The 16,314-nt window shown below is 69.5% G+C and carries 16 protein-coding genes; 3 read left to right on the forward strand and 13 right to left on the reverse strand.

Features of this window, described 5'->3' with window-relative positions; translation table 11 throughout:
- Positions 1–199: 199 nt before the first annotated feature.
- A complete protein-coding gene (locus A7B18_RS17535) occupies positions 200–820 on the reverse strand; it encodes a nitroreductase family protein (RefSeq protein WP_245872945.1) in 621 nt (206 codons plus the stop codon).
- A 239-nt stretch (positions 821–1,059) separates the two neighbouring features.
- Between A7B18_RS17535 and A7B18_RS17540 the strand changes: the two genes are divergently transcribed.
- Positions 1,060–1,779: a hypothetical protein gene (locus A7B18_RS17540; RefSeq protein ID WP_219722155.1), complete on the forward strand. Its 720-nt coding sequence runs from the start codon at positions 1,060–1,062 to the stop codon at positions 1,777–1,779.
- Here the strand turns inward: A7B18_RS17540 and A7B18_RS17545 are convergent.
- On the reverse strand, positions 1,776–2,411 hold the full coding sequence (locus A7B18_RS17545; RefSeq protein ID WP_245872946.1) for a methyltransferase domain-containing protein: 636 nt from the start codon (positions 2,409–2,411) through the stop codon (positions 1,776–1,778). The two genes, A7B18_RS17540 and A7B18_RS17545, sit on opposite strands and share 4 nt — an antisense overlap.
- Positions 2,412–2,735: 324 nt before the next feature.
- Here A7B18_RS17545 and A7B18_RS17550 point away from each other — a divergent pair, with 324 nt between their 5' ends.
- The gene (locus A7B18_RS17550; RefSeq protein WP_102127995.1) at positions 2,736–3,380 is read left to right on the forward strand and encodes an MOSC domain-containing protein; all 645 of its coding nucleotides are present in this window, start codon (positions 2,736–2,738) and stop codon (positions 3,378–3,380) included.
- Between the two features lie 12 nt (positions 3,381–3,392).
- Here the strand turns inward: A7B18_RS17550 and A7B18_RS17555 are convergent, their stop codons facing one another.
- Positions 3,393–4,277 (reverse strand): C39 family peptidase, encoded by an 885-nt coding sequence (locus A7B18_RS17555; RefSeq protein WP_102127996.1) that lies wholly within the window; start codon positions 4,275–4,277, stop codon positions 3,393–3,395.
- Between the two features lie 73 nt (positions 4,278–4,350).
- Complete coding sequence (locus A7B18_RS17560; RefSeq protein WP_102127997.1) at positions 4,351–4,971, reverse strand: hypothetical protein; 621 nt, start codon at positions 4,969–4,971, stop codon at positions 4,351–4,353.
- 411 nt (positions 4,972–5,382) lie between these two features.
- On the opposite strand from A7B18_RS17560, the gene A7B18_RS17565 reads away from it, so the two are divergent.
- Positions 5,383–6,528 carry an L-dopachrome tautomerase-related protein gene (locus A7B18_RS17565; RefSeq protein WP_102127998.1) on the forward strand — a complete coding sequence of 382 codons (1,146 nt, stop codon included), beginning with the start codon at positions 5,383–5,385 and terminating at the stop codon, positions 6,526–6,528.
- An 83-nt stretch (positions 6,529–6,611) separates the two neighbouring features.
- Here A7B18_RS17565 and A7B18_RS23140 read toward each other — a convergent pair whose 3' ends face one another.
- The 9 genes from A7B18_RS23140 to A7B18_RS17605 form a co-directional block, all read right to left on the reverse strand.
- On the reverse strand, positions 6,612–6,728 hold the full coding sequence (locus tag A7B18_RS23140) for an MFS transporter small subunit (RefSeq protein WP_425430338.1): 117 nt from the start codon (positions 6,726–6,728) through the stop codon (positions 6,612–6,614).
- 18 nt (positions 6,729–6,746) lie between these two features.
- Positions 6,747–8,156, reverse strand: coding sequence for an L-lactate MFS transporter (locus A7B18_RS17570; protein ID WP_102127999.1), 1,410 nt, complete (start codon positions 8,154–8,156; stop codon positions 6,747–6,749).
- 44 nt (positions 8,157–8,200) lie between these two features.
- A complete protein-coding gene (gene fdhD, locus A7B18_RS17575; RefSeq protein WP_342747182.1) occupies positions 8,201–9,046 on the reverse strand; it encodes a formate dehydrogenase accessory sulfurtransferase FdhD in 846 nt (281 codons plus the stop codon).
- Positions 9,043–9,558: a helical membrane plugin domain-containing protein gene (locus A7B18_RS17580; protein ID WP_102128000.1), complete on the reverse strand. Its 516-nt coding sequence runs from the start codon at positions 9,556–9,558 to the stop codon at positions 9,043–9,045. Before A7B18_RS17580 ends, fdhD begins: the two co-directional genes overlap by 4 nt.
- A gap of 280 nt (positions 9,559–9,838) precedes the next feature.
- On the reverse strand, positions 9,839–12,850 hold the full coding sequence (gene fdhF, locus A7B18_RS17585) for a formate dehydrogenase subunit alpha (protein WP_102128001.1): 3,012 nt from the start codon (positions 12,848–12,850) through the stop codon (positions 9,839–9,841).
- A 175-nt stretch (positions 12,851–13,025) separates the two neighbouring features.
- The gene (locus A7B18_RS17590) at positions 13,026–13,400 is read right to left on the reverse strand and encodes a hypothetical protein (RefSeq protein ID WP_245872948.1); all 375 of its coding nucleotides are present in this window, start codon (positions 13,398–13,400) and stop codon (positions 13,026–13,028) included.
- A gap of 129 nt (positions 13,401–13,529) precedes the next feature.
- Positions 13,530–14,186 carry a hypothetical protein gene (locus A7B18_RS17595; RefSeq protein ID WP_102128002.1) on the reverse strand — a complete coding sequence of 219 codons (657 nt, stop codon included), beginning with the start codon at positions 14,184–14,186 and terminating at the stop codon, positions 13,530–13,532.
- A 7-nt stretch (positions 14,187–14,193) separates the two neighbouring features.
- Positions 14,194–15,588, reverse strand: a complete 1,395-nt coding sequence (locus A7B18_RS17600) for a selenium-binding protein SBP56-related protein (RefSeq protein ID WP_102128003.1) — start codon at positions 15,586–15,588, stop codon at positions 14,194–14,196.
- 263 nt (positions 15,589–15,851) lie between these two features.
- Positions 15,852–16,055, reverse strand: coding sequence for a hypothetical protein (locus tag A7B18_RS17605; RefSeq protein ID WP_102128004.1), 204 nt, complete (start codon positions 16,053–16,055; stop codon positions 15,852–15,854).
- Between the last annotated feature and the right edge of the window lie 259 nt (positions 16,056–16,314).

Here is a 16,314-nt window from a genome sequence, read left to right on the forward strand (position 1 = left end):
AACGGGGTGTCCCTGGGCGTGATCAGCTACTGCGCCATCAAGCTGCTGAGCGGGCGGGCGCGGCAGGTCAGCCCCATCCTCTATGTCGTGGCGGCCCTGCTCCTCGCCCGTTACATCTGGCTGGGCGCCGAGTAACGACGACAGACGGACCAGGAGAAAGGAGACGGGCCGCGCGGCCCGTCTCCTCTACTTTTGAGGCTCACTCCTCGACCCAGCGGACCTTATCCTCCACGGGCCGCCGCGTGCCGACGGGCCAGCCCGCGCGGGGGTAGCCGAGGTACACCACGCCCACCATGCCTGCCTCCTCCGGGAAACCCAGCATCCGGGCCGTGTTGGGGTGCATGGACGGCGGGTTGGTGATCCACTTGCCCACCAGACCGTGCGCGGTGGCTGCGAGGAGGAGGTTGTGCACGGCGCACACGGTCGCCCACTGCTCCTCGTGGAGGGGCATCCGGGGCTTCGCGGCGGGCTCGGCGGCCACCGCGATCCACACGGGCGCAAGCCCCTGGCGCTCGCTCTGGCCCTGGCGGGCCTCCTCGCCCAGCGCCGGGTTGAGGAGGCCCGCGCTCGCGTTCAGCGCCTCCGAGAGCCGGGCCCGCCCCGCTCCCGTGAACACCGCGAAGCGCCACGGCTCGGTCCGTCCGTGGCTCGGGGCCCAATTCGCGGCCTCCAGGAGGGCTTGCAGGGTGGCGCGCGGCACCGGAACGGGGGAGAGGTCCCTCAGGTCCGCCGTGCGGCGGTGGCGAATGGCGTGCAAGACGGCCTCACGGCTCCCGGGCTCGGCACCGGGCGAGGTCGGAAGAGGAGACGGGGCGGACATGGCTCCGAGTATGGGCTGCCGCCGGTGCGGGCGCACCTGAGCTTCGTCCCCCTCACCCCGTCTGTCTCTCGCCCAGGGACGATCAGCCGCCCAGGTCCTCCGCTCGCCCTGTTCATCCGCGAAGGGGCCCAAGGGTCGTGGCCGAGTGGGGACCGGCACCCAGACAGACATCTCCTCCCCAGCGCGCTCGGTGACGTGCGCCGCCGTCTCGCCCACTCGGCACGTCCTACACTCGACCCGTGCCCGATTCCTCGGTCCCCCTCGCCAGCTTCACCCTCACGCGTTACGCGGGGCGCGACGGCGTGCGGGGGTTCACGCGCATGGGGCTCGACCGCTCCGCCCTCGCCGGGGTGCCGGGGCTGACTTTCCGGCGCCTGCTCGGCACGGGGCGGGGGCAAGACCTCTCGCTGGGGGCGGACTTTCTGCGCTGGGCGCGCTTTTGCGTGTGGTCCTCGCGGGAGGCCTTCGAGGCGTTCGAGGACGGCCCCTTTCGCCGGGCCGAGCGGGAGCGCGCGCAGGAGACGTACACGCTCCTGCTCAGGCCGACGCGGGTCAAGGGACGGTGGGGCGGCGTCTCCCCCTTCGGCGAGTTGCCCCCGACCGCCGAGCACGCGGGCCCCGTGGCGGTTCTCACGCGCGCCGCCATCCGCCCCACGCGCCTGCTCGACTTCTGGCGGGCGGTGCCGGAGTCGCAGGGCGGACTGCACGGCCACCCCGCTCTGCTCGCCTCGGTCGGCGTGGGGGAGGTGCCCCTGCTCCATCAGGCGACTTTCAGCCTGTGGCGGGACGCGCAGGGCGTGCGGGCCTTCGCGTACGGCGCGCCGGGGCACCGCTCGGCGATCCGGCAGACGAGGGCGCGCGACTGGTACGGCGAGGAACTCTTCGCGCGCTTCGTGCCCCTGCGGGCGGAGGGGACCTGGGACGGGCGCGACCCGCTGGCGGGGCTGCTGCCCCCCTAGGACGCCTGTGCCCGGCTCGCCCGCGCCGTCACCGCAAAGAGGGGATCGTGGCCCCTCCCGCGCGGGCTGCGGTCGTGCCGGGTGATCTCCTCCCAGTTGCCCGCCTCGCGCAGGTACCCGGCCACGAGGTCGAGGCGCCCGGCGTCGTCCAACCGGTGCCAGATCATCACCGCCTTCGTCGGAAAGCAGCGGTTGGAGAAGGTGATCACCACCGGGCCGCCCGGAGTGAGCACCCGGCCCAGGTCGCGCAGCACCTCCACCGGGCGGGTGAGGTAGTCGACCGACACGGTGATCCCCGCCCCGTCGAACTCCCCGTCCCCGAAGGGAAGGTGGGGGTCGCGGTTGAGGTTTTGCACGACGTAGCCCGAGAGGCGCGGGTTGCCCGCCAATTCCTCGCCGTTGAGGCCCAGGCCCACCACGCGGCGGTACTCCACCTCGGGCGGGAGGTGGCTGACCCACGAACTCATCAGGTCGAGGATGGCGCCCCCCGGCGGCAGATACTCGCGGTAGAGCCCCGTCACGGCGGCGATGGCCGCGTCGTCGATGTGCGTGACGAAGCGCGGCTGGCGGTAGAACAGTTCGTCGGGCGTCTCGTCCAGGCGACGAAGGGCGCCCTTGGGCAGCTCGCTCATATGCCCCATTGTGGAAGGCCGCGAGGCCGGGGAGAGCAAGATCGCCCCCACTGTCGGGGCCACCGCGAGGTCCGGGGATTGGGAGGACGAGTCGCGGGCGACCCCTCTGCACGCAGCTCTACGAGTCAGTCAGCCCGGCTGACAGCTTCCCTGAAAGGGGAGCCGGGGACAGCATTCCCGCCATAGAGAACAATCTTGTCGCCTCCCTTCGAGGGGAGGTGGCCCGCAGGGCCGGAGGGGGAAAGCTGCGGGGCAGAGGAGTCAAGTCGGGCGGTGCAATCTCGCGGCAGCCCTGTCCCCCGCCCGGCACGGTAGCCTGATCCCATGCGTCTGCTCTCCGTCAACGTCGCCCAGCCGCGTGAACACCGGGTGATCGGCAAGCCCGCGACGACGGGCATCCACAAGGAGCCGCAGCCGGGCGCGGTCCACGTCGGGCGGCAGGGCCTCGCGGGCGACCACATCGCGGACGTGGCGAACCACGGCGGGCCCGATCAGGCCGTCTACCTCTACAGCGCGGAAGACTACGACTGGTGGGCCGAGCGCCTCGGCGAGGCCCTGGAACCGGGCACCCTCGGGGAGAACCTGACCCTCTCCTCGTTCGGGCCGGGGCCGGTGCGAGTCGGCGACCGTTACCGGGTGGGGGAGGCGCTGCTAGAGGTCACCTCCCCCCGCATCCCCTGCGCCACCCTCGCCGCGCGCATGGGCGACCCAGCCTTCGTCAAGAAGTTCCGGCAGGCCCGCCGCCCCGGCTTCTACGCGCGGGTGCTCGTGGAAGGGAAGGTGCGGGCGGGGGATGGAGTCGAGCGTGTGCTGACTTCGGCACACACGCCGACCATCCTCGACCTGTTCGAGTTGTTCTACGAGCGTTCGCCCTCCCCGGACACACTGCGCCGGGCACTCGCCGCTCCGGTCGCCGTCCGCAACCGCGAGGAATACGAGGAGCAGCTCCGGAACCTCGACCGGGGCTGAGGGCCGACCCTTCTAACCCCTCAGCCCCCGCCGCGCCACGTCGCGGAAGTACACGAGTTCCTTGCTGCCCGGAAAGGCGCGCAGGGTCCGCTGCGTGAGGTCGAGCGTCTTGCGGTGCTCGCCCACCCGCGTCCACGCCTCGAAGGCCTCCTGGCGGTAGAGGTAGTACAGGGTGGGCACGCCGAGGGCCACCGCCCGGTCGAAGTTGGCCGCGGCCTCGCGGGCGTTCCCGAGGCGCAGATTGGCCTTGCCGAGCCCCCACCAGTTGTAGGGGTCGCCCGGGCGGGCCCTGACGTTTCGCTCCCCGATCCGCTTGAGCTTGCGCCAGTTGTTCGCCGCCCGGAAGTCGTCCCCCAGCACCGCCCGCACGTCGGCCTCCTTCGAGGGCGGGTACGCGACGAGGTACTCGCCGTTGTAAAAGTGCCACAGGTCCGTCATCTGGGCGGTCGACAGCCGCAGGGCGGGCCCGCGCAGGGGGTCGCTCGTCACGAATTCCCCGCCCCGGTAGCCATAGACCGTGCGGAAGTGGGCCACGTTGCTCCCGGGCCGCAGCCGCTGCTGGACGACGACGGGGATTCCGCGCGCGAGCAGTTCGCGCAGCAGCTCGGGGGTCCCGGCGTAGCGGATCACGCTCCGCAGGCCGTATCTCCCCAGGTACGCGGCGAGTTCGAGGCTGGTGACCTGCGGGTCGCCCGCGCTGTCCTTGAGCGCCCGCACCGCCTGCGCCTGGGTGACCCGGGTGCCGTGGTAGCCCAGGATGCTCAGCGCCGTGACCGGGCCGCAGTTGTCGGGCCCTTGCCGCTCATAGGAAAGGTTCTTTAACGTCACGCTGGCGGGGAGGGCCGCGCCGACGCCGCTGAGGGCGCACAGGGCGAGCGGAAGCCACTTGGCAAACATGCTCCAGTGTGCGGGCCCCGCCGGGGACGCGGGCACGCTGCCGGTTGCGAATCCCTTGAGGGAGGGCGGTGCCTCAGCCCTCCTGGTCCGCCTGCCGCGTCTCGTCCCTCACGGTGACCGTCTCGGGCAGCGGGCACGCCGTCACGACTCCGTGGGGAGACACGGCGAGCACCCGGCGCTCCGCCAGCGTCCAGAGGGCGCGGTGAATGTCCATCTCGGCCTGCGCCTCCCCCGACGGGGCCAGGCGGTCGAGGAGCGTGGTGTAGCGCAGCTCCGCCTCCGTGCCCCCCGCCCAGAGGGTGGCCCCGGCGACGAGGCCCAGCACCCGGCGCTGCTCGGGCGTCTCGGCGAGGGCGAGGAGTTCCTGCCGGGCCCACCGCCGCGCGGCCTGCGCCTCGTGCTCGCGGCGGCGGCGTTCGAGGAGGGCGGCCACCTCGTCCGGCAGCGCCTCGCCACGTCCGGCGCGCGACTCGATCAGCCGTTCCAGGTGCCCGTCGGCGCGGGCGCGGGCCGTCTCTCTCAACTCCTCGGCCCGGCCCCGCAGCTCGGCGGCGGCCTCCTGCACCCTGGGATTTTGCCGCACCCCCTCGGCGAGGCGGCGGGCGGCGTCGCGGAACCTTTCCCGCGCCTGGGAGTCCTCGTCGTTGGTCGGGTCGCTCTGGCCCTGGGGCCTGATCAGATCGCGTAGTCTCATGGGTCTCCTTGAAGGGGTCCGGCCTGGCCTCCGTGCGCCGGGCCCGGACATGCCGCTCCATTGTCCCACCCCGTCCTGAGAGGGATGACCGGGGAATCTCAGCGTCCCGCCTGCTCCCTCTCTTCACGCCGGAACAGACGGATGGGTGGACCGTTTCAAAAAAGCCTTCGTCCGGCGTCAGGGAAGGAACGTGGTCTCACCAGAGCCCTTTTATCTGTGCCTTTATGGCTTCCCAATACGCGGCGGAAGGGCGGGAACGGTGTGCCAAGCTTCGGAATGAGTTCCCAGGCAGTCACACGCGGGAGGAATCGCCGCTCTGGCGCCTGACCACACCCCGTTCCTCTCCGTCTTCACGTGAAGACGACGCGTTGTAGGCCGTCCACAGCCGCGTCCTTGCCTTCCGGAGGTGTCATGAAAAAGTTGCTTCCCCTCGCCCTGCTGGCCCTCGGCACGTCGCTCGCCCAGCGTCTCCCCGAGTCCCCGACCCGCCTGGGTGCTCCCCTGGAACTCGTCCACGCCTTCAACAATCACATGCCCGTGGGCGTGACGGTCAACAGTCAGGGCCGCATCTTCGTGTCGTATCCCAACTGGGAGGACCTGAATCCCTTCTCGGTTGCCGAGATCAGGAACGGGCGCGAGGTGCCCTACCCCAATCAGGACATCAACACCCTGAAGATTCCGAACAACTACGACTCCTTCGTGGGGGTGCAGGGCCTGCTGATCGACGGCAGAGACCGCCTGTGGGTCCTCGACACGGGGACGGTCAACCTCAGCCCCATCGTGGACGGGCGGGCGCCCAAGCTCGTGGGGATCGACACCCGCACGAACCGGGTGGTGAAGACGATCCGCTTTCCCGCGAACGTCGTCTTGCGGGGCACCTACCTCAACGACCTGCGGGTGGACCTGCGCTTTGGGGCGGATGGCGTGGCCTACATCACCGACTCGGGGGCGAGGTCGGGGGCCGGGCTGATCATGGTGGACCTCGCCTCGGGCCGGAGCTGGCGCAAGCTGACGGGCGACGCGACGGTGAGGCCGGTGCCGGGCTTCGTCTCCTTCGCCGACGGGCGCGCGCTGCTGGAGCGTCCGCAGGGTGGGCCCGCCCGCACCCTCTCCTTCGGGGCCGACTCCATCGCCATCAGCCCGGACGGGGGAACCCTGTACTACGCGCCCACCGCCTCGCGCCGCCTGTACGCCGTGCCCACCGCGGCCCTGCGGAACGAGAGTCTGAGCGACGCGGAGGTCAAGGCTCAGGTGCGTGACCTGGGCGAGAAGGGCGTCTCGGACGGGATGGCGGAGGACACCTTCGGGCGGCTGTACACGACCAACCACGAGATCAACGCCGTCGTGCGGCGGCTGCCCAACGGCGAGTTCCAGACGGTCGTGCGCGACCCCCGGTTGATCTGGCCCGACACGCTGGCGATTCGCGGCGGTTACCTCTACATTCTCAGCAACCAGTTAGGCCGCCAGGGGCGCTACCACTACGGCATCGACCAGCGGGTGAGGCCCTACGCCCTCTTCCGGGTGAAGGTGGACGCCCAGCCCGTGATTCTGCGCTGACCCGGCGCCTGACCCCTCACCTTCCGCAACAGAACGAACCGCCACGGCCAGGGCTGCGGCGGTTCGTCTCGTTGGAAGGTCTTCTACCGGAACAGCTCGATCACCTTGATCAGGGTCTGCCAGACCGCCCAGGCCATCGGGAGGGCGACGACGGCCCAGGCGAGGACGACGGTGGCGGTGGAGGTTTTTTGTTCGCGCATGGGTCAGGTCTCCTCGGTTCAGTCGTCCGCGGCGGCGCCGCTTCCCACGCCCCGGTCGGCGTAGTAGCGGGCGGCGACGGGCCGCACGAGCAGGTTGGCGATAAAGCCCACGACCAGCAGCCCCGCCATGATCCACATGACGGTGGAGTACGCCTGCGAGGCGGGCACCCCGGCGGCGATCTGGCGGTCACGGAAGCCGTTGACGAGCGTGGGCCCGGCGATGGCCGCCGCACTCCAGGCGAGGAGCAACCTCCCGTGAATGGCCCCCACGTTCAGCGTGCCGAACAGGTCGCGCAGGTAGGCGGGGATGGTGGCGAAGCCGCCGCCGTACATGCTCATGATGATGCCGAAGCCCAGCACGAACAGCACGAGGCTGGCGAGGTTGCCGAAGATAGGGATCAGGAAGTACAGCACCGTGCCCAGCGCGAAAAAGATCATGTACGTCGGCTTGCGCCCGATGCGGTCGGACGTGCTGCTCCAGAAGACCCGGCCCCCCATGTTGAACAGGCTCAGCAGCCCCACGAAGCCCGCCGCCGCCGTGGCCGTTACGCCGTTTCCGGCGCCCAGCACGCGGTCACTGAACATCTCCTGAATCATCACGCTGGCCTGCCCCAGCACCCCGATCCCCGCCGTCACGTTGCAGAACAGCACGGTGAACAGCAGCCAGAACTGCGGCGTGCGCACCGCCTGCTCCACCGTGACGTTGTGGGTGGAGATCATGCCGTGGGAAGCGTTCTGGGCGGGCGGCGTCCAGCCTTCGGGCTTCCAGCCGTCGGCGGGCACCCGCACGAGAAAGGCCCCGAACATCATCAGGGCGAAGTACAGGACCGCCATCGTGATGAAGGTCGGCACGATGCCGAAGTTGGGCCCGCCGTAGGCCGCCATCAGGGACGTGCCCAGCGGGCTCCCCAGCAGCGCCCCGCCGCCGAAGCCCATGATCGCCAGCCCCGTGGCGAGACCGGGGCGGTCGGGAAACCACTTGATCAGCGTCGAGACCGGGCTGATGTACCCCAGCCCCAGCCCGATGCCGCCCAACACGCCGTTGCCCAGGATCACCAGCCACAGTTGGTGGGTCGCCACGCCGAGCGCGGCCACCAGAAAGCCGCCGCAAAACAGCAGGGCGGAGGTGAACATCGTCCGGCGCGGGCCCACCCGTTCCACCCACTTGCCGAACAGCGCCGAACTCGCCCCCAGGAAAAAGAGGGCCACCGAGAAGATCAAGCCGACCTGAAACAGCGACCAGTCACCCGGCGCCCCGGTGTCGGCGGCGAGGTCCCCGGAGATCAGGCGGCTAAGCGGCTTGTTGAACACGCTGTAGCCGTAAATCTGCCCGATGGACAGGTGAACGCCCAGCGCGGCGGGCGGCACCAGCCAGCGGTTGAAGCCGGGTGGGGCGACGGTGCGTTCGCGGTCGAGGAAAGAGGCCATCTGTTCTCCTTTCGCGGCTGGGGCTGCCAGCACAGGGGGGTGGTTCAGGAGGGTTGGAGGCGGGGCGTTCCCGCGTAGACGTTGAAACGCTCGGCCCGCGCGAAGCCGACGAGGGTGAGACCCAGGGCCGCCGCCGTCTCCACCGCGAGGCTGCTCGGCGCCCCCACGGTCACGACGACGGGAACGCCCGCCAGCGCGGCCTTCTGCACGATCTCGAAGCCCGCGCGGCTGGAGGTCACGAGCATGTGATTGGAAAGGGGAAGAAGTTTTCTCCCTACAGCCCAGCCCACGAGCTTGTCCACCGCGTTGTGCCGTCCCACGTCCTCAAAGGCGGCCAGCAGGGTTCCGTCCGGCGTGAACAGGCCCGCCGCGTGCAGCCCACCCGTCGCGTCGAAGGCGGGCTGGGCCGCGCGCAGCCGTTCGGGCAAGGTGGCGAGCAGGGCAGGGGAGAGGAGAGGGGCCGTCCACACCGCCTCCCCCACCCGCACCGCCAGCCGCTCCACGCTGCCGCTGCCGCAAACCCCGCACGCACTCGTGGTGACGTTCGTGCGGGCCGAAGCGAGAAACCAGTGCGGGTCAGAGGTGTGCAGGATGACGACGTTGGGGGTTTCGGGGTCCTGGACGAGCGTGATGGGAGCGTCCCGGTGGAGCAGCCCCTCCGCGTACAGCCACCCCAGCACGAGCTCGCGGTCGTGGCCGGGTGTGCGCATGGAGACGGCCAGAGTCAGGCTCTCTCCGCCCTCATGCACGCGAATGTCGAGAGGTTCCTCGACGGCCACCGCGTCGTCACGTTCGGTCGCTCTGCCCCCCCGGTAGGCCAGCACACGCGCCCCGGTCACGGCGGGGGCCGTGCTCTCGGCGGACGTGGGCTTGGCCTCCGGCAGGCTCACGCGAGGCGTTCCCCGCTCGTCCGGCGTTCCTCCACCGGCTCGTGCATCTGGGCGTCCGCCTGCCGCAGCGCGTGGCCGAAGCCCTTCAGGGTGCCGAAGAGGGCGGTCAACGCCACCTGAATGTCCGGGTCACGCATGAGGCCGACGAGTTCGCCGACGCCCACCCGCTCCCCGCGCGCCACCCGCTTGGCCCCCTCGTTCACACCCTCGTTCAGCGCTCTGCCCAGGGCGCCGACGCTCTGGGGGTCGAGTTCGGTGAGCACCCGCACGACCTCCAGCAGGTTGCGGATGACGTGTGTCGAGCTGCCCCGCTCCAGGATGTGCAGGCTCTCGCCCGCGAGCCCGCCCCCGCCGCGCACGACCTTGTTCAGCACGTCCAGAACCCCGTGATCGTGCAGGGCGCTTAGGAGTTTCAAGCCCTCGACCAGCGCCTCGGCGTTCTGGGCGCTCGCCTCAGCCACCTCCTCCTGCGGTGTTCTGACGCGCGGGGTGTATTGCAGTGATTTCGCCATCTTGACCTCGCTTTGGCTGTGTGGAGGGTTTGGTGCGCTGGGACGACGCTCGCGGTTGCCCCCCTCCCAGCCTCCCCCACGAGGGGGGAGGGGCAAAAAACCTCATCCGCGGGTTTGTTCTTTTCCGCCTCCCCCCTTTATGGGGGAGGCCGGGACTCGAAGAGCTGCGTAGCAGAGGGGGTGAGCGGGCCGGGCAACCAAGAAGGCTCAACCTTCAACTTCCCGCTGTTCTTCACCCGAAGAAGGGGCCAAAGCTCCTCGCCCCGGCCCCCCTCCCCCCTCAGTCGTCCGCCCCGCCCACGTAGTCCGAGCGCGCGTTCAGGCTGCCGCCCTCCATCATCGTCAGGCTGGAGCCGGGGAACACGTAGTCGGGCCGCCGCCACTTGCGCTCGACCTCCACGCCCCGCTGCGGGGTGGGGTGGCCGAAGCGGTGGTTCGTGCGCGGCAGGGGCGGCGTGCCGTCCACGCTCAGAATCTCCATCCGTACCGCCGTGTCCTTGTAGGCGGGCGTGTGGGTCACATGGTCGGCGTGGCTGCCCGTCAGGCGGTTGACGGCCTGCGCGGCGTCCTGCGTGTTCATCGGCATGTAGAGCTGCTTGCCGATCACCCGGTTCGTCACGAGGACGGGCAGGCGCACCGCCCCGTGCCGCGAGACGAGGCGGACGATGGACCCGCTCCTCAGCCCCCGCTGCTGCGCCAGCTCCGGCGACACCTCCACGAACGTGCCGGGCACCTTCGCCACAATCCCGGGCGCCTTGAAGGTCATGTTGCCCTCGTGGAAGTGCTCCAGCATCCGCCCGTTGTTGAAGTGCAGGTCGTACTCCTCGGTCGGCGGCTCGACCGGCGCGACGAACTGGGCGGGGTAGAGGCGGGCCTTTTTATCCGGGAAGGGGAAGCCGTCCACGAACAGCAGGGGCGTGTCGGTGCCGTCGGGGTGGACCGGCCATTGCAGCGACTTGAAGCCCTCCAGCCGCTCGTAGTTCACACCCGCGTAGAGCGGGGTGAGGCTGGCAATTTCGTCCATGATCTGCGAGGGGTGGGTGTAATTCCACCCGGCGCCGAGGCGGTTGGCGACGAGCTGGATGATCTCCCAGTCGGGCTTGCTGCCGCCCATCGGCTCCATCGCCCGGTACAGCCGCTGGATGCGCCGCTCGGTGTTCGTGAAGGTGCCGTCCTTCTCCAGGCTGGGGCTCGCCGGGAGCACCACGTCGGCAAAGCTCGCCGTGTGGCTGAAGAACACGTCCTGCACGACGAAGAAATCGAGCTTTTCGAGTGCGGCGTCCACGTAGTTGGAGTTGGAATCGACCACGGCCATCTCCTCGCCCTTGAGGTACATGGCGCGGAGCTTGCCCTCGTGGATCGCGTGGACCATCTCGTGGTTGTCCAGGCCCTTGTTGACGGGGAGTTCGGTGCCCCAGATTGCCGCGTATTTGGCGCGCACGGTGGGATCATCGACCCGCTGGTAGCCCGTGACGAAGCCGGGCATCGCGCCCATGTCCGACGCTCCCTGCACGTTGTTGTGCCCGCGTAGGGGGTACGAGCCCGCGCCGGGACGCATGTAGTTGCCGCTGACGAGCAGCATGTTCGAGATCGCCGTGCTCGTCTCGCTGCCGCCCATCTGCTGGGTCACGCCCATCGCCCACATGACGCAGGTGCCGTCCGCCGTGGCGACCTCGTGCGCGATCTGGCGAATCTTGTCCTGGGAGATGCCGGTCACCTGCTCGGCATACTCCAGCGTGTAGCCCTCCAGGCTGGCCCGGAACTCGTCCATGCCGCCCACCCACTGCGCCAGGAAGTCCTTCTTCTCCAGCCCGTTGTCGAGGATGTAGCGGCTCACCGCGTTCAGCCACACGAAGTCGGTCCCCGGATTGGGCTGCACGAAGAGGTCCGCCCGCTGCGCCATCTCGTGCTCGCGCAGGTCGGCGACGATGAGTTTCTGCCCGCGCAGCTTGTGCGCCCGCTTGACCCGCGTGGCGAGGACGGGGTGGCTCTCCGCCGTGTTCGTCCCGATGCCGATGACGAGCCCGGCCTTCTCCAGATCGACGATGCCGCCCGAGTCGCCGCCGTAGCCCACCGTGCGCCACAGGCCCATCGTGGCGGGGCTCTGGCAGTAGCGCGAGCAGTTGTCCATGTTGTTCGTGCCGATCACCGAGCGGGCGAGCTTCTGCATCAGGAAGCCCTCCTCGTTCGTCGTCTTGGACGAGGCGATAAAGGCCAGCGCGTCCGGCCCGCTCTCCCGCCTGATCTCGGTGAAGCGGCGGGCGATCAGCGAGAGCGCCTCGTCCCACGTCGCCTCGCGGAAGCCGTTCTCCGTGCGGATCAGGGGCGTGGTCAGCCGATCCGTGCTGTTCACGTAGTCCCAGCCGAACTTGCCCTTGATGCAGGTGCTCACGCCGTTCGCCGGTCCGTCGAAGGGCTCGATTTTGAGGATGTGGCGGTCCTTCGTCCACACCTCGAAGGAGCAGCCCACGCCGCAGTAGGTGCAGACCGTCTTCGTCCGCTCGATGTAGCCGTCACGTCCGGCGGCCTCGATCTCGGAGATGTTCAGGATCGGCACGTACCCGACCGACGGCTCGACGTTCTTCACGATGGCGACGGCGGAGTTGAAGACCGGCAGCTCCATCCCCGTGAAGTACCCCGCCTCGCCCAGCATGGACTTTTCCATCAGCGCGTTGCACGGGCAGACGGTGACGCAGTGCCCGCAGCTCACGCAGCTCGACTCGTCGATGGGTTTGCCGCCGTCCCACAGCACGCGGGGGTGCGGGTCCTCCCAGTTGATGCTCAGGGTCTCGTTGACCTGGAGGTTCTGGCAGGCCTCCACGCAGCGCCCGCAGAGGATGCACTGGTCGGGGTCGTAACGGTAGAAGGGATTCGTCTCGTCCTTCGCGTACGGCTTGGGCTGGAAGGGCCGGTTCTGGTGCTGCACCCCCATCAGTTTCGTCGTGTTGTGGACCGTACAGTTGCCGTTGTTGTTGTCGCAGACGGTGCAGTACAGCAGGTGGTGCGAGAGGATGCGGTCAAAGGCCTCCTCGCGGGCGAGTTGCGCGCCCTGCACGGCGGTGCGGACCTGCATCCCCTCGCTGACGGGGGTGCCGCAGGCGCGGACGAGTTGCCCGTTCACCTCGACGATGCACGTATCGCAAGTCTGGATCGGGCCGAGCTGCGGGTGGTAGCACACCTGGGGCAGCTCGACCCGGGCGCGGTTGAGGGCGTCGACCAGATGTTCTCCCGGTCTCGCCGTGTACGTACCGCCGTCAATCGAAATCTGGATCTCGGGTCCAGCCACGGGCATCCCTCCTCTTTTCGGGTGCGCGAAGTATATCGGTTGTGCGCAAAGGAAAAGGCATTCGCCCTCCGAGTGAAGGAGACGTTAAGCAGATGAAGGGGCGCGGCCTGCGAGGCCCCAAACAGCAAAAAGGCCGGTCGCCCGGCCTGTGTGAGAGTTCTGGGTAAGGCGCGCCGTCTGGTTAGTCCGTCTCTGCCTTCTGGTGGCGGTACTCCTGGATGTGGTCGTAGACGTGCTGCGGGAAGTCGAGGTCGCGGTAGACGTTGCCCTCGTCGGGGTCATCGGCATTCGGCAGGATGGGGAAGTCCTGCTTTTCCATGTACTCCATGATCTTCGCGCGGCCCGGCGGGCTGTAGTCCGCCTCCTGCACCTGCCGCACGAGGTCGCGCGCCCCCTGCTCGCTGAAGTCCTTGTCCTGCGCGAGCAGCGAGACGAGCTCGTCCTCCTCCACGAAATGCCGCCCGATGATCGCGTACACCAGGCGCCCGTAGTGCCCGATGTCCTGCCCCTCATTCAGCGCGTCCGTCAGGTGGGCCATCATATGGTTCTTCGTCATATCTTCCAGCGACATATTCACCTCGTGCTGGTTAGCCTAGGGCGTAATCAGGGCGCGATCATGATTCGGCGTTCAGGGGGCCTTTACGGTAGGAACAGGAAGGGCGGGAGGGCTTTGCGCCGTCCCGGGCTACCGCCACACCAGCGCGACGGCTCCCGCTGCCATCAGGGCCACCGCCCACACCTGATCGAGGTTGACCCAGGCCCGGCGCAGCACCGTGAGCCCTACAAACTGGTACACGGCCAGCGCGACGGCGGCCATCACCGCGAACATGCTCAGCGTGTGGACCCCCACCGCCGCCAGCCCGGCGAGGGTGGAGGACGCGGCCATCCCCGCAGGCAGGTGCTCGCCGTGCCCCGCGTGCGCCGCCCCGCCCCCTGCCGAGAAGCGCAGCGCCACCGGCACCAGCATCAGCCCCGCGCCGTGGGCGGTGGACATCAGGAAGGACCACAGGGTCAGGTCGCGGAACCCCACGCGCATCCCCACCCAGCGCGGGTGCGTGTTCGGCCTCAGCAGCTTGTACGCCCCGAAGGCGAGCAGCGCCCCCGCCCCGACGAGGCGCAACACCCCCCCGTCGAGGACCGCTCCCGCCAAGATCACCAGAGCGACCACCAGCGCGACCGAAAGCGCGTGCCCCAGCGCGATGGGCCACAGGGCCCGCCCCACCGCCGCCCGGCGGCGTTCCTGCAACCCCAGCGCCACCGCAAACAGCCAGCCCATCGCGGGGTTGAGGCCGTGCAGCGCCCCCAGCAGGGCGAGGGCGGACCAGGCGAGGGGGTCGTTCACGCGCCCCTCAGGGGTTGGGGTAGCAGAACGAGTCCGAGGAGGCGTCCCCGCCCTGGAGCCGCATCTGGTGCGCCCGCCGCTCGCCGAAGTCCACGTAGAAGTCGGGGTCGAGCGTCATCCCGCCCGCCGGGTCCGCGTCCAGCTTCGCCGCCCAGCCGCGAATGCCCGCCGGGTAGAACTGCTCGTCCCAGGAGACGTACAGCGAGTTGGTGACGTACACCCGCCGCCCGTCGCGGCTGAGTTCCACCATCTGCGGCCCGCCCGTCAGCGGCTCCGGCGCCCTCGGGTGCCCCGCCCGCCGCACGATGCCCCCCAGGTGCACCGAGCCTACCAGTTTCGGCTCGAACGGATCGCTCACGTCGTACTGCCGCAACTCCCCGGTGCCCCAGCACGAGACGTACAGGAAGCGGTCGTCCAGCGACAGGTTGATGTCGGTGATCAGCGGCGGCACCGCCCCGAAGCCCTGGAGGAGCGGCGGGAGGAGGGAAGGGTCGGCGGGCTCGGCAGGAACCTCGATCACCTTGCGGACCTTCCACTCCCCGCGGTCGAGGTGCCACAGCCACACCGAGGCCGAGAGGTCTTTCAGGCTCGTCACCACGCCCACGAAGCCGTAGGTCTGCCGCGGGTCGTGCGCGGGGCGCAGTTCCAGCACCATCTGCTGCTCTGGGCCGAGGTCGAGGGCCTTCACATGCTCCCGGGTGCGCAGGTTCCAGACGTGCAGGCGGTGCCCGTACCCGCCCGCGAGGAGGATCTCGGGGTTGAGGCCGTCCTCCACCATGTTCGGCGTGCCCCACTCGGAGGTCAGCATGGTGTCGTGCCCGAGGTGCCACCAGAAGTCGTAGGCGAGGTACTGCGGCCCCCGGTCCTTCTCCCACGGCCCCTTGATCTCGAAGGTGGTGTGGTCGAGGACGAAGACGCCGCCCGGCCCCTCGCCCGACGGGCTGCCCAGCGCGTTCATGTACACGGCGTCCGGCCCGCAGTGGACGGTGTGCGGACGACTGTAGCCGCTCCGGGCGTGCAGCTCCTCCGGCTCGATGGTCTTGTGCAGGGTGGGCCTGCGCGGGTCGGGCCTGGTGTCCACCACGTAGATGCGTGAGGAGCGCAGCCCCGGCACGAGCAGGTACCGCCGCTCGACGTGCGGGTGCGGCATGGTGGGGCACAGCGCCGCGCTGCACGCGTTCCAGCCGAAGTGGTGCAACTCGTCCCCGGTGTGCGGCAGCTCCAGGCGGCCCACCTCCCGCGCGTAGGTCGGCGAGGCGGGGTCGAGGTCGAGCACCGCGAGCGCGTCGGGCGTGCGGTAGGTGGGGTCGATCACCACCACGTAGGCGAGCGTTTCGCGCGGCGCACTCTGGGCGAGGCTCGGCGAGGGGTAGAACGTCGGGTCGGGCCGGAAGGTCGTCATGCGCGAAGCCTCCTGCGGGCGGGGCGCGCCTGCGTCCGGGACCCGGGCGGCCCGGCGCGGCGCTGGGGCGGGTTCCCGGACATAGCCGGATCGTCCCCGTTCGGTACTTGATCCTCCTTGTAACCTACTTGACCGAAGGATGCAACGGTGGCTCACACCCCCGCACAGGGCGGCCATAGACGGAGCGGGCCGCGCTTTCTTCCTGCACACCGAAAGGGAAAGGCCGGGAACGTCACCACCACGCTCCCGGCCCTGGCTGTTCGTCAGTCCTGATTGTTCGTCCCGCCCGTGTCCTCGTACAGGGCCGGGTCGTTCGCCCCGTAGTGCGAGGCGCTCGTGCCGTCCACGGCGGCGTCGGCGAGGTCGGTCTCCTCGGCGCCCGAGGGGGGCTGGTAGACCGGGCTGTCCTCGTTCGTCATCTCGGGGTTGGGGGCGTTGTTGCCGTCTGCCTCTGCATTTCCGGTCATGGCCCGAGGGTGCCACGGGCCTCCACTGTCGCTCTGTCCGGCGAGCTTAAGGGGACTTCACGCTCGGCAACGGGCCGTTGGGCGCCTTGATCAGGTGGGGAGGGGCCGGGTGGGTGGAGAGGTCACCCGATCCGCTCCTGTCCCGCCTGCTGGGGCCGCGTAAGATTCGTCTCCACCTAGGAGGCTAGGGCCAGGAGGTTGTTAAGGACTAAATAAAATTCTGCCGTCAGTCTTCTCATATCTTGCACAGCAACCATGA

The sequence above is a fragment of the Deinococcus planocerae genome, assembly GCF_002869765.1.
In the GTDB taxonomy this organism is placed as follows: Bacteria; Deinococcota; Deinococci; order Deinococcales; family Deinococcaceae; genus Deinococcus; species Deinococcus planocerae.